Genomic DNA, 13436 nt, shown 5'->3' on the forward strand with positions numbered 1-13436 from the left:
AGGGCTGTGACGTCACCTAGACGATCATCAACGCGGGCTGCCCATGGCTGCTGACTGGCATCACCTGCGTCGTTACCAATCAACGTCGGAACGATGTAACACTTCACCTGGTAGCGACAGCCGCTAATCTTAGTCCAGTCTCACGCTTGGAAGATTACCGAACGGCAACGCTTGTAGCTGCGAGATGAGAGGACGCCACCAGCTTGCTAGAAACGATCTACGATGTGTTCCTGTCGTTCTCCGGTACTGACCGAACGCAGGTCCGTAACCTTGCGTTCGAACTACGCGCACTCGGTCTCCGCGTATTCGTAGACGAAGACGACATAGCTCATTTTGTCAGTATTACAAAGAGTATCCGTGACGGACTGAGCAGCTCAAAGTGTTTAGTCGCATACTATTCAGCTGACTATGCCGTCCGACCCGCATGCCAACGCGAGCTGATGATCGCTTTCCTTGCCGGCCAGCGAGAGGGTGACCCGTGTAAAAGAATATTGGTCATTAACCCTGAATCGAGCACCCTTCACCTCCGCCCAATCGAACTGGCGGACGCCAGGTTTGCCCTACCAGTAACGGGAGTCATCGAATTAGCGCGACAAGTAGCGAAGCGGACCGAAGAAATCCAAGGGTCAATCGGCGAGGTGCCGCACGTCCCCAATCCATGGCTGTCAGTCAAGCAGTCGAGCCACGTACTGAACCTCATCGGCAGACACGCCGAACTATGGGATCTACACAGCGCTCTAAATGCTATCGACTATCCACTCATCCGGTCAGCCATCTGCGGACCGTTCGTCTCAGTCAATGGACTTCCAGGCGCAGGCAAGACCGCATTAGTCACAGCCTATTCATCCTGGTTTTCCGATGCATACCCTGGAGGAATACATTGGTTGAGTCTAGCTGGGGCTGGCGCCACATTAGAGCAATTGAAAGTCAGATACATATACGAGCTTCATCGCGTTGCATTCAAGATTGGATTTGACGTCGACGCCATTCCTGGTCATCGGATCATCAAATCCATTGCCGACCATCTGCAGGCATCCGGCGCGCCTAGTTTATGGATCATCGATGACGTTCCAGAAATGACCGATTTGGACATCCTCGATATATTGACGATGCCAGCATACACTGGTGCGCGAACCATCCTAATAGGTGATAAAGATACCTTTCGGGACATAATTCCGAGCATAAGAATTGGCCCCATGCCCCTGTCAGACGCTTCGTCATTACTCGATCGATACAGACTTCCTGATAACGCGAAAGATCGACGGGCGCGTGATTCATTGGCCCTTCGCCTAAACACCAACGCAGCCGCACTAATTGCCGTTGGTGACTATCTTCGCGATCGCCAAGGCCAAGCATCCTACGCCTCTGCTATGGAAGAGATCGACCAAGAATCTCACTTTACGAAATACGTGCTGGCGCGAATTAGTCGCGTACTCGATCAGATGGGCACGAGTGAATTGTCTGTACTTTGTCTAGTAGATCAACTTGGCGCGAACACGATCCCGGCACAGTTACTAACCCGATTGCCCGGCCTTGACAATATAGACGTTGGAGCAGTGCTCAAAAGTTTGAGCGCATACTCTGCAGCGTCTCGCGTTGGGTCCATCTGGACGATAGATCCATTGATAGTACTCGCAACACGGATTCACTACACGACTGGCGATATGACGGAAACATTCTTGCAAGAAGTTATAGCCATCATAACCGAATTCTTACATAGCGCCAAACTGACTGCACATGAGATTGAAGTTTCCCGAATGATCATAAATGACCTGCAGCTCAAACTTGATAATCGAATATTGGAGGCGGTGGACACTAGCTATTGAGTACGATTTCACCTGTCTTATCCCTCTCAGCAGGAAGTGGCTTAATCGAGAAATTCGTTGCCTTGATCTGTAAGGAGGCAAGCGTCTGAGGAGCAACACATCTGCTTGTGCTGACCAGAACTGCCATCGCTTTGCTATTAAGAGGTGGCACGAGCATCCGCAAATCTTGGATGCCATCGGCCTGCTCGCGCTAAATGGGCTTGCACGTCTTCCGGCCTACCGCAGGCAGCGGCCACCTCACTCAGACCGACCTCAGCACGTGCAGCTTCGTAGCGGGCGCCACATGCCTCACCTAACTCGACGGCTTGGTGATAGTACGCCTCCGCGAGTGACATGCACCCTTCTTTGAGATATGCCAAGCCTAGGCAGTTAAGCGCCATTACTTCGTCCAATGGCATATCTAGGCGTCGAAACTCCGCAAGCACTTGTTTAAGATGGCGAATTGCGTGTGTAGTAGCGCCGGCATCGATCTGCATCACGGCAATTCCGCGCAAGGTAATTGCAGCATTACTTGAAGAACCTTGAGTCTGATAGAATGTCAAAGCCCGCCACATGTCCCGCAGACTCGCAGCGAAATTGCCGCAGTAGTGGTGCACCCAGGCCAAGTTGACCAGGCAATTGTTGGTCCCATAACGGTCGCCGATGGCCTCGAACAGGCTGAGCGCGGCCCGGTAGCACTCGGCGGCGCGTTCCTGGTCGCCCTGGTCGATGTGCGCGATGCCGAGGCTGTTCAGCGTGGTGGCCTCGGCCCATTTGTCACCGGAGGTGCGCGCGGCCTCGACGGCCAGAGCGTGTGTCTCGACCCAGGGCTGCCAGAGCTTGGTCAGGTAGAAGAAGCCGCGCAACGAGTACGCAAGCTGCCAACAACGTGTATGCACCTTGTATACAACGGATATGCGACAGAGCGAGACCAGGTTCGGCCACTCCTGGTCCATCCACTCCATCGCCGCGGCCCGGTCGGTGAACCCGTCCCGGCCCGGCAGCCCGAACTCCGGCCGGTACCGGTGCGGCGCCAGGAAGACGTCCGCGGCCTCGGCGCCGCCCAGCGCGTGGTCCAGCAGCCGCCGCACGGCCGCGTCCTGTTCCGGTTCGGGCAGGACCGCGTGCTCGGCCGCGAACGCCTGCACCAGGTCGTGGAACCGGTAGCGCCCATAGGCGTGCTGGATGATCAGGTTCGCGTCGTGCAGGCGGTCGAGCAGCCGCTCGGTCTGCCGCAGGCCGGTGCCGGCCAGCGCGGCCGCGCCGGGCAGGTCGATGTCCGGCCCCTTGTGCAGGGCCAGCAACGCGAACATCCGCCGCTGGTCCGGCGGCAGGTCCCGGTACGACAGGTGGAACGCGGCGGACACGCTGCGCTCACCGTCATCCAACTCGGCCAAGCGAGCCTCCTCGTCGGCGAGCCGCCGGTCGAACCCGGCCACCGTCCAGGCGGGGTGGCCGCGGTAGCGGGCGGCGGCGATCCTGATCGCCAGCGGCAGCCGGCCGCAGCGCTGCACGATCCGGCCGACCGGCTGGTGGGTCTGTGGTCGCTCGCCGGCCAGCCGGGTGCCTGCCACCGAGCGGAACAGCCGCGCCGCCTCGGGCTGCGGCAGCACGCCGACCGAGACGTGCCGCGCGTCGTCCAGCGCGGTCAGCCGGTTGCGGCTGGTCACCAGGACGCCGCAGCCGGGCTCGGCCGGCAGCAGCGGGACCACCTGGCCCGCGCTGCGCACGTTGTCCAGCACGATCAGGATCCGCCTGCCACGCAAGCGATCCCGGTACAGCGCGGCGACGTCCTCCAGGTGCCCGGGGATGTCCTCGGCGCCGACCCGCAGCAGCCGCAGAATCCGGTGCAACGCCTCCCCGGCGGAAACCTCCTTCGCGTCCGGCGCGTATCCGCGCAAATCAAGGAAAAGAGTGCCGTCGCAGAAATGCCCGGACAGCTGGTATGCGGCCCGGACGGCCAGTGCCGTCTTTCCGACACCGGCCATCCCGTCGAGGACGCACACCGGCGCGGCCCTGGCCGGCCGGGAAAACGCGTCGAGCACCTGAGTCAATTCGCCGGTACGGCCGATGAAATGTTCGGTCACCGGGGGCAGCCCGGCCAATCCCTGCTCCAGCACGCGCGGCCGGCCCGGTCCGCGCCGGATGACCGGAACCAGGGTGGCGAGCTGCCCGCCGGTGCCCAGCTCGTTGTCACAGATGTGTGCGAGCGTCATATTCGGTTGCGCCAGACCGGTTTCCACCTTGCTGAGGTAACCCTTGCTGTAGGGCACCCGGCGGGCCAGCCCGGACAGCGAGATACCGGCCTGCAGCCGCAGCCTTCTCAGCTCGGCGCCAAACCCGGCCGGCTCGGTCATGGCCGCAGACTAGATGCCGCGGCCGTACTCCTGTGTGTCAGCCTGGGACACTCGGATCAGCCGATAAGCCCGAGCAGCCACGCCAGAACACTGTGGGTCTGCATCGCCGCCGCACCCCCTCTCGATGTCGCGGCAATTACGTCGCACCGATTACCGCGGACAGCCCGAATCACCCCGGAAACGCTTGGGGTTCAATGACTTTCGCGACTTTCCGCCGTCAATCGGCGCGGTTGAATCATGGTCAGCGCCGCGCGGCGCGGACAAGATGTCCCGGGTTTCCTGATTGATTGGGAAACGGCTCGCATCGTGAGCGGCCCGGGTTGAGCGGGCCAGCCGGTGCGGCTACGGTAATCGATTGCCCGGTCCATGCGGTCGAGTCGGAGGCGCCCGGTGAGGGTCCGCGTTGAGCTGCTCGTCGAGGAATTGAAGGCGCTCCGCAAAGGGCGCGGAATCCTCGCGAGCTCGATCACCGGCCGGGTCGGTCCGGCGCTGCGGGCGGTGACCGGCACGCACCCCGACGACGCGGCGGCGGACATGCGCCGCAAGATCGGCGGAAACCTGCTGCGCTGGGCCGAAGAGCTGCCGGAGGACCTGCGGATCGCCGTGCTGGCCGCGTTCGCGCTCGGCGAGGACGTCAGGTTGCCGTACTACAAGGACCGTGTGCACCTGGTCGCCCAGAAACTCGGCCGCGACGAACGCACCGCGCGCAGGCGGATCGACGAGGGCATCGAGCGGCTGGCCGAGGTGGCGACCGCTGGCACGGCCGACGTGGAGGACCGGCCGGTGGAGCCGGGCGCGGGCTGGCACACCGAGTTCCTGCAGGTCTCGCTGGCGCTGGACCAGCCAACGCCGGAGGCGTTCGAGCTACGGCGGATCGTGGCCGACCGCGACCGGCTGGAGTTCGTCGACCTGGCGATGACGCTGACCTCGCCGCCCAGCCGCAACGGCACGGTGCGCACCGACGAGCTGGAGATCGACGTGTTCCACGGCGGGCGGCTGACCCGCATGCAGATGGAGAGCGCCGAGCGCTACGGGTTCCGCCTGCAGCTGCCGAAACCGTTGCGGCGCGACGAGTCCCACCAGATCGGGCTGCGCGCCCGGGTACGCCCGGACCGGACCATGTCCCCGCACTACGTGTGCGTGCCCCGCAACCGGTGCGTGGAGTTCGACCTGCGCGTCCGGTTCAATGTGGACAGTCCGCCGGACAAGGTGTGGCGGCTGAACAACACGTTCTCACGCGACATCGACGACCCGGCGCCGGCCGGCGACCTGCTGCCGCTGGACGGCGCGGGCGAGATCCACACCAGGTTCCACGAGCTCACACCCGGTCTCGCCTACGGGATCCGCTGGCAGGCGTCTCAGGCCACAGGAACCGGCGCACCTTGACGGACGCGGCCCGCCGGAGCCGCTCGACCTGTGCCTGGTCGATCTTCAGCCGGCGGGCCACATCCGCTACCCCCTCGCCCCTGCGCCAGCCCCGGTAGGCGGCGAGCTCGGCCGCGGTCAGGCCGATGAGGCCGCCGAGTTTCGCCATCGCACGGGACTTCAGCTGTCGGGCTCCGGCGTAGCTCTTGCCGATCAGCCCGGCCAGCTCGCGCAGATCGATGTCCGGGTCGCGGACGAGCGCGAGGGTCGCCTTGAGCTGGTCGGTGCTCAGCACCCGGCGCAACCGCTGGACCAGCCACTGCTCCCAGCCAACGGTGTCGATCGGTTGTGCCGCAACGGGTTCGGGCAGCTCGGCCAGCGTGACCGGCTGCCGGTAGCGGTCCTTGACCAGGTCGAGCGCGGCGTATCTGACGCAGCGGTCCAGCCAGCCGCGCAGGCCGTGGTGCTCGGGCAGCACGGTTCGCTGCCGCAGCAGGCGTTCGCTGCTGGCCTGGTAGAGCTCGTCCGGGTCGAGGCGGTACTTGCGCGCGTAGGAGTCCACAATGGCCCGGAACCGCAGCCCGGGCTCGGCCAGCACGCGTTCGACGACCCGGTGCCCGGGCCGTCCGCGGCGCAGTTCGGCCATGCTCCCCACCGGGAAAAGAATGCCTTACCCAGCACCGATAAACGAGCCCGGCGAGTGGACATTTCCGCGTGGAGTGGACAACTACTGGACATTTCCGTTGTGCGTCAAATTCCACAGACTTCCCGGTGACCGGCGGTGAGGATCGTCGCCTGGTTACTTCGTCAGGTGAGGAACGGGCATGAGCGGTACCACCGACCAGCTCGACACGATGACCGATCACTTCGGCAGCGGACTGCGTGCCCTGCAGGAAGGACGCTACTCGACCGCGGCCGAGGAGTTCCGCACGGCGCTGAGCACCGGCGGCTCCGGCGCGGCCCACTTCCACCTGGCCGTCGCGTTGCTGCACGGCCGGGCACCCGGCAACGCCGGCCCCGAACGGATCCGGCTGGTCGAGGAACACCTGGCCAGGGCCCTGGAGTACGCCGGGACGACCGCGGCCCTGCAGGCCCAGATCCTGTCCGCGATCATCCAGGACGACTACCACCACACCGCCCCGTCACCTGACCTCACGCGCGTGCTGTCGCGGTTGACCATGGACGACCTCTGGCCGTTGCTCAACCACATCGGCACCCCCACCGGCGCCGCCTGGCAGGCCCTCTGCCAGCGGGTCGGCCGGATCGACGACCTGTCCGCCCGCGCCGAAGCGGTCCAGCGCTACTTCACGCCGGCCCCCACCCCGCGGGGCGGGAACCGGTACGCGGTGCTGTTCGCGTTCGCCGGGCTGCTGGCGATCCTGGCGCTGGTGTTGTTCAACGCGGCCTCGTTCCTGATCGCGGTCCTGGCGTTGTGGATCACCAAACAAGGCGCCGAGGACCTCAGGGAACACCAGCGCTACCGCCGCCACTACGCCGCCGCCGAGCCCAAACCGAGCGACGAGGAAATGGACGCCTGGCTCGACGATGACATCTCCACGCTCGTTTCCCGCGCCAGCACCCGCGTATTGCTGGACACCCGCCTGAAATCCCGCGGCGGCGACCTCATCCACCCCGTCCAGGCCATTGTCGGCCTCCCCGACGTCGCGCTGCGCGCCCCATTACGCATCCGCCGGGGCCACGACACCCTCATCCGCGCCAACTCCTACGAGATCCTCCTGGTGTTCCTGACCGACACCCTGCTGTGCACCTACCACTGCCAGCTCGACTTCCGCACCGGCGACATCACCGTCGACCAGACGACCGAATGGCACTACGCCGACATCGTCAGCACCAAACTCGCGGCCTACCCCGTCCCCAGCTCCCTGATGAACGCCCTGCGCCACCAGGACCGCGAGTTCGCCCGCGAAACACCACTGGAGCAGATCCTCACCATCGCCAACACCAACGGGGAGACCCTGTCCGTGGGCACCGGGTTCACCGGCCACGCCGATTTCCGGGGAGAGATCGCCTGGCCCAACCCACCGGCCCTGACCGTGATAAGGAGGATGATCCGCGAGCACCACGGCATATCCGAACCGAAAGGAGAATGAATGCCCCAACCTGGTACCCGGATAACCTGACAGCGCACAAACCCCTCGTGAGACCCGAACACTCACGAGGGGTTCCCCATTTCCGCCGCGTGTCCCCCCTTCCTCCCGGGTGTGTCCCCCTTTCCTCCACCCCGAAACCTCCGGCGCGCACCTCTCGGACCGAACTGGGGGGAGACACGGCCCGGAGGAAGACGGGACACGCGGCGGAGGAAAGGGGGACACGACGGGGGTCAGGCGGCCGGTTCAGCGAACCGATGCAGCAGGTCCATCGACAGCACATCCACGTTGCACCGATTGGTCCGCACCGCCCCAGCATCCCGAAAAACCTTGAGCGCCTTGGCAACCGCCTCCCGAGACGCCCCCGCGGCATCCGCGAGATCACTCTGCCGCAGCTTGATCGTGATCCCGTTGCGGTTCGGCTCCCCATGCGTGCTCGCCAGATCGATCAACAGCAACGCCGTCCGAGTCGGCACGTCGTACGCCCCGTACTCCAACCGCCGCCGCGTCGACTCCCGCAACCGCCCCACCACCAGCCGCAGCAACTCCCAAGCCACTGTTGGCGTTGTGGTGACACAGCGCTGGAACTCCGCGCTGGACAACATCACCGCCTCGACGTTGGTCAGCGCAGTAGCCGTGGCCGAGCGCTTTCCGCCGTCGATGGCCGACGCCTCGCCGAGCAGGTCCCCCGCGCTTCTGATGGCCAGCAACACCTGCCGGCCGCTGGGCGCGGACGAGGAGATCTTCACCTGCCCCTTGATGATCAGCACGACGTGGTCGTCGCTGTCCGACTCCCTGATCAGCACCTGACCCGGCCGCCACCGTCTTGGTGTCCCCGCGGCGATCAGCTTGCGTTGCCCGTCTTCACTCAGCCGAAAGTCTCCGAACACGACCGGCTCCCTCAACCCTTGATGCCTCAAGCCCCAAAGCTCAGCCTCCAGCCTTCCCAATGCCGGAGAGCACAGTCCGATTACTTCGGCAGGCGGGCGGTTTGTGACGGTGAGCGGGTGATCGAGTCAGCCGGGGGTGATCCGCCGGGGTGAAGCAACCGATTGCATTTCGTTGCCACCGCAAGGAGATCGGGCAAAAGGCGGCCCGGAGGCCCGGGCCGCCGCCGGAAAATCTCAGGGCACCCAGATGTTGTCGTGGTAGAGCATGAAGTCCTGGCGCTCCTCGTCGGTCTTCGACCCGAGTTCGACCAGACCCTCGAAGTACGCCTCGCGCGGGGCGCCCGGCGCGAAGTGGATCAGCATCGAGGCCTCCTCACCGGACTCGTTGCGGAACCCGTGGATGCCGCCGGCCGGCACGTGCACGAAGTCGCCCGGTTCGGTGTCGATCCACTTCTCCCCGTTGTAGATCTGGATCGTGCCGGACAGCACGTAGAACGACTCGGAGATGGTCCGGTGGAAGTGCGGGCCCGGCCCGCCGTTGGTGACCATCTCGTAGCGGTACAGCCCGTAACCACCGGCCGTCGTGTCCCCCGTTGCCAGGTAGTGAATCCTGGTGCCGTGCGGGTAGACGAGCTCCGGAGCGTGGTCATTCGGCCGGTAGTACGCCGAAACCTCGCCCGTGTCGCCCTTGTACAGCGGCTCTGGGTATGACATGCGCTTCCCTTCCCCAGTCTTTTCGACAGACTACAGTCGGGATCATGCCGACGAGCGATGTTGTCGTCCCCATCCGGTCCGGGCAGCTGCGTGGCGCCCGCACGGCCCACGGGCTCGTCTTCAAGGGCGTCCCGTACGCGGCACCGCCGGTCGGCGCGAACCGGTTCCGGCCGCCTGAACCGGTCCAGCCGTGGACGGGCATCCGCGACGCCGTCGAGTACGGTCCCACCGCGCCGAAAGCCCCGTATCCCGCGCCGGTCGACCAGCTGATCGACGAAGTGGACATCCCCGGCGACGACTACCTCAACGTCAACATCTGGACCCCGGACACCGCGGGCGCGCTGCCCGTGATGGTGTTCATCCACGGCGGCGGCTTCGGCAACGGCTCGAACTCCATCAGCGGCTACAACGGCGAGGCGTTCGCCCGCGACGGTGTGGTCATGGTGAACCTGAACCACCGGCTCGGCGCCGAGGGGTTCCTCTACCTCGGCCAGGGCGACCACCCCAACCTCGGCCTGCAGGACCAGGTCGCGGCGCTGCGGTGGGTCCAGGACAACATCTCCGCGTTCGGCGGCGACCCGGGCAACGTCACGGTGTTCGGCCAGTCCGCAGGCGCGATGTCGATCGGGGTCCTGCTCGGCATGCCCAGTGCGCGCGGCCTGTTCCGGCGGGCCATCCTCCAAAGTGGAGCGTCACACATGTGGCTGCGGCCGGACTCCACCAGGATGGTGGCCGCCCAGCTGGCCAAGATCCTCGAGGTCGACGCGACCCTCGATGCCATCGCCCAGGTACCACGGGACAAGCTCGTCCTTGCGCAGCAACAGCTCCGCGCCACCCTGTCGGCCCAGCCGGACCCGGCGGTCTGGGGCGACGCGGCGCTCAACGGACTGCCGTTCGAACCGGTGGTCGACGGAACGGTGGTTCCGGGTCCCCCGCTGGACAACCTCGACCCGGACGTGGACCTGATGCTCGGCACCACCACCGAGGAGTTCCGGCTCTACGTGGTGCCCAACGGGCTGATCGGCCACATCGACGAGAACATCCTCAACGCGCTCGTCGGGCGGTACGGCGCGGACACGGAGAAGCTCATCGCCATCTACCGCGCGAACCGTCCAAACGCGACACCTGGCGACCTCTACTCGGCCATCCAGACCGACTGGGTGTTCCGCATCCCAGCGCTGCGCATCGCCGAGCGGACCGCGCCGACCTGGCTGTACGAGTTCTCCTGGCAGCCGCCCACGTTCGACGGCCGGCTCGGCGCCTGCCACGCCGCCGAGCTGCCGTTCGTGTTCGACACCCTGGCGGACAAAGGTTTGGCGAACCTGCTCGGCGAGGACCTGCCGCAGGAGCTGGCCGACGTCATGCACGGCGCATGGGTCTCCTTCGCCACCACCGGGAACCCGGGCTGGCCCACCTACGACAGCCCGACCCGCGCCACCATGCGGTTCGACCTGTCCGCGGAGCTGGTCGAGGACCCGCGCCCGGACGAGCGCGAGATCTGGGTAGGGGTCCGCTAGGCGGACTCCCGGACCACCAACGCGGGTTCGAAGATCACCGAACGCACCGGCGTGTCCGGGTCGTCGACCTGGCGCAGGAGCTGGCGCGCCATCTCGGCGGCCATGTCCTCGACCGGTTGCCGCACAGTGGTCAACGGCGGATCGCACGTCAAAGCCGCTGTGCTGTCGTCGAACCCGACGATGGCCACGTCGTCGGGCACGGATCGCCCGTACCGCCGCAAAACCGGCAAAGCACCTTCGGCCATCAGGTCCGACGCGATGAACACCCCATCGACCGGCGGGAACTCCGCCAGCAGCCGCCGCATCGCCGCCGCGCCGCTCTCCCGCGTGAAATCCCCTTGCACAACAACGATGTCCGGCTGGCCGAGGCCGGCCATCGCGGCCCGGAACCCGGCCAGCCGCTCGTGCCCGGGCGGACGATCCAACGACCCGGTGATCGTCGCGACCCGGCGGCAGCCCCGGCCGACCAGGTGCTCGGCCGCCAGCGCCCCGCCCGCGGTCTGGTTGACGTCGACGAACGTGATGGGAACGGCCGAAGACGGCCGCGCCGAGAGCACGACCGGCCTGTGCGCCTTGACAAGCAGCTCGGGCAGCGGGTCGTTGGTGTGGGTGTGCACCAGGATCACGCCGTCCAACCGGCCCTGCCGCAGGTCCGTGACGACCTGTTCGCCGGTGTCCGGGCCGGTCATCATCAGCACCAGGTGCACCCCCAGCGGGCGCACGATCCTGGTCACCCCGGTGACGATCTGCGTGAAGAACGGGTCGCCGACGATCCTGTTCTCCGACGGCAGGACCAGGGCGATCGCGTCCGCGCGGCGGGTCACCAGCGACCTGGCCGCGAGGTTGGGCAGGTAGCCGGTCGCCGAGATGGCACGTTCCACCACCACCCGGATGTTCTGGTCGACCGAGGAGACTCCGTTGACCACACGCGAAACCGTCGCCCGGGAGACCCCCGCGACCCGGGCGACCTCCTCCAGGGTGACGCGTTTGGGCTCACGTGAGGCAGGCACCGACTCTTTATACCCGCAGCAGCTCACCAAGCCGCCGGGAGAACCGTTGCCGGTCCGTTTCCATCTGCCGGGCAAGGGTTCTGGTGGCCTCATGGGTCACCGACTGGGCCGCACCGCGGACAACGCCCTCGGACTCGGCCAAATGGGCGCGCAGCAAGCGAACGAACATCGCATCGGGCGCCGGCGCGGCCGCCAGCTCGGCCAGTTCGTCCGGTGTGGGCATTCCCGGCATGTCGTGCCCCTCATGGTTGTTCACGTACGTGATACCGGCGGAATCGAGCAAACCGTGCAGTGCGGCCAGTTCCGTGCGACGGGCGGTGGCGATCTCAGCGGCGAGGTCCCGCAGCGCGCCGGACACCTTGGCACCGCCCAGGTCCAGCAGTTTCACCGCCTGGTCGTCGGTGGCGATCTGCAGCTCGACGAACGCGCGCTCGGTCAGGCCGAACTGCCCGGCCCCGGTGGTGGCAGGAACCACCGGAGCCGGCGCAGCCGTCTCCCCCGCGGCCGCGCACCCGGTCACGGCGGCCGCCGCGAGGATGCCCACGAGGAGCCTGATCATCCGTGGTTGCCGTTGATGTCGCACTTGATCACGACGTTGATGCAGTCGCGCACCCGTCGTTGCATCTCGGCGGCGGGCCACACGTTGAAGAAGTCGCCGTGCATCGTGTACCCCGGCCCGGACGCGAGCCGGAACGCCGCCGGGTTGCCGGACACCGGGTAGCGGATCACCATGCGCAGCTTGGGAACCGGCACCGGGTGGGTGGCCGGGCAGCCGCCCGCGACCGGGAAGGCCATGTGGCTCTTGTGGTCCGCGGAGTCCAGGTCGCGGCCGTTCCAGCACTGCGGGAAGTCCAGATATGTCTCCAGCTGGGTGCCCGCCGGGCAGGTCACGAAGTTCTTCGACGGCGGCACCTGACCGGCGTGCAGGCACGACCAGCGGGCGCTGGAGTCGGCGTCACCGGTGGCCTTGGCGTTGCCCGCCACGATCTTCAGGCCCAGTGGGGTCGGTTTGATGTCCTGCGGCCGGTTCACGCCCTCGCCCAGGTAGTAGAACGTGACGATGCTCGGGTCGACGATCTGCTGTCCATTGTAGAAGGTCGGGACCCAGTACGAGGAGATGTCGATGGCCGGCCTGCAGGTGCCGGTCTTGCCCAGCAGGCTCTGGTAGGTGGAGTTGGCGTTGGTGGAGTCGTTGCCGAAGAAGTCGTGCGAGTGGGACGCGCCGGGCAGGCCGGGCAGCACGATCGGGTCGTCCGGCAGGCGGTGGCTCGGCGTGCAGTCGGCCAGGAACTCGGCCACGCGGACGGGTTCGGCTTGGGCGCCCGGCAGGACGCCGGCGAGCAGTGCGGCCACCGCGGCGGCGATCAGCCCGAGGCGCCAGGTTTTCTTCCTCATCGAAGATGAACTCCCTCTCCTGTGGGATGCAGGTGAGAGCGCTCTCGCCGTTCGAGGATGACCCGGGTGCCAGGACCTCGTCAAACCGCACGACTCGCTTTGACCTGTTCGCACGCAATTGATTGGGCTGCACAGCCCAGCGGCGCTGCCCCGTTCGGCGGATGCAAGAGAGCGCTCTCTCCACCCGACGGTTCACGGAGAGCGACATAACAGAAACCAGGGAACATGGCGTTCATTCCCCCGTTACCTTGACAGGACGTTTCGGGCACTGCACC

Annotated in this window: 11 protein-coding genes; 4 read left to right on the top strand and 7 right to left on the bottom strand. The window is 65.9% G+C overall.

Annotated elements, in window-relative coordinates; genetic code table 11:
- The first annotated feature begins 224 nt into the window (after positions 1–224).
- Positions 225–1826 (top strand): TIR domain-containing protein, encoded by a 1602-nt coding sequence (locus AB0J95_RS11555; protein ID WP_364755818.1) that lies wholly within the window; start codon positions 225–227, stop codon positions 1824–1826.
- 137 nt (positions 1827–1963) lie between these two features.
- On the opposite strand, the gene AB0J95_RS11560 is transcribed toward AB0J95_RS11555, so the two are convergent.
- Positions 1964–4162 carry an NB-ARC domain-containing protein gene (locus AB0J95_RS11560; RefSeq protein ID WP_364755821.1) on the bottom strand — a complete coding sequence of 733 codons (2199 nt, stop codon included), beginning with the start codon at positions 4160–4162 and terminating at the stop codon, positions 1964–1966.
- A gap of 390 nt (positions 4163–4552) precedes the next feature.
- On the opposite strand from AB0J95_RS11560, the gene AB0J95_RS11565 reads away from it, so the two are divergent.
- A complete protein-coding gene (locus AB0J95_RS11565; RefSeq protein WP_364755824.1) occupies positions 4553–5548 on the top strand; it encodes a hypothetical protein in 996 nt (331 codons plus the stop codon).
- Here the strand turns inward: AB0J95_RS11565 and AB0J95_RS11570 are convergent.
- The gene (locus AB0J95_RS11570) at positions 5481–6182 is read right to left on the bottom strand and encodes a hypothetical protein (protein WP_364755827.1); all 702 of its coding nucleotides are present in this window, start codon (positions 6180–6182) and stop codon (positions 5481–5483) included. The two genes, AB0J95_RS11565 and AB0J95_RS11570, sit on opposite strands and share 68 nt — an antisense overlap.
- A gap of 169 nt (positions 6183–6351) precedes the next feature.
- On the opposite strand from AB0J95_RS11570, the gene AB0J95_RS11575 reads away from it, so the two are divergent.
- Positions 6352–7638, top strand: coding sequence for a hypothetical protein (locus AB0J95_RS11575; RefSeq protein WP_364755830.1), 1287 nt, complete (start codon positions 6352–6354; stop codon positions 7636–7638).
- Positions 7639–7868: 230 nt separating this feature from the next.
- Here AB0J95_RS11575 and AB0J95_RS11580 read toward each other — a convergent pair whose 3' ends face one another.
- Both AB0J95_RS11580 and AB0J95_RS11585 read right to left on the bottom strand, forming a co-directional pair.
- On the bottom strand, positions 7869–8525 hold the full coding sequence (locus tag AB0J95_RS11580; protein ID WP_364755832.1) for a Crp/Fnr family transcriptional regulator: 657 nt from the start codon (positions 8523–8525) through the stop codon (positions 7869–7871).
- Positions 8526–8759: 234 nt separating this feature from the next.
- Positions 8760–9239 (bottom strand): cupin domain-containing protein, encoded by a 480-nt coding sequence (locus tag AB0J95_RS11585; protein WP_364755835.1) that lies wholly within the window; start codon positions 9237–9239, stop codon positions 8760–8762.
- Positions 9240–9283: 44 nt separating this feature from the next.
- Between AB0J95_RS11585 and AB0J95_RS11590 the strand changes: the two genes are divergently transcribed.
- Positions 9284–10756 carry a carboxylesterase family protein gene (locus tag AB0J95_RS11590; RefSeq protein WP_364755838.1) on the top strand — a complete coding sequence of 491 codons (1473 nt, stop codon included), beginning with the start codon at positions 9284–9286 and terminating at the stop codon, positions 10754–10756.
- Here the strand turns inward: AB0J95_RS11590 and AB0J95_RS11595 are convergent.
- Genes AB0J95_RS11595 through AB0J95_RS11605 form a run of 3 tightly spaced genes read right to left on the bottom strand, consistent with a single transcriptional unit; the run spans position 10753 to position 13161 of the window.
- The gene (locus AB0J95_RS11595) at positions 10753–11766 is read right to left on the bottom strand and encodes a LacI family DNA-binding transcriptional regulator (RefSeq protein WP_364755841.1); all 1014 of its coding nucleotides are present in this window, start codon (positions 11764–11766) and stop codon (positions 10753–10755) included. The two genes, AB0J95_RS11590 and AB0J95_RS11595, sit on opposite strands and share 4 nt — an antisense overlap.
- A gap of 7 nt (positions 11767–11773) precedes the next feature.
- On the bottom strand, positions 11774–12325 hold the full coding sequence (locus AB0J95_RS11600) for a DUF305 domain-containing protein (protein ID WP_364755844.1): 552 nt from the start codon (positions 12323–12325) through the stop codon (positions 11774–11776).
- The gene (locus AB0J95_RS11605; protein WP_364755847.1) at positions 12322–13161 is read right to left on the bottom strand and encodes a DUF1996 domain-containing protein; all 840 of its coding nucleotides are present in this window, start codon (positions 13159–13161) and stop codon (positions 12322–12324) included. The genes AB0J95_RS11600 and AB0J95_RS11605 overlap by 4 nt, the downstream gene beginning before the upstream one ends.
- Positions 13162–13436: the final 275 nt, after the last annotated feature.

Origin of the sequence: Actinocrispum sp. NPDC049592, from assembly GCF_040675465.1 — a bacterium.
Classification (GTDB): Bacteria; Actinomycetota; Actinomycetes; order Mycobacteriales; family Pseudonocardiaceae; genus Kibdelosporangium.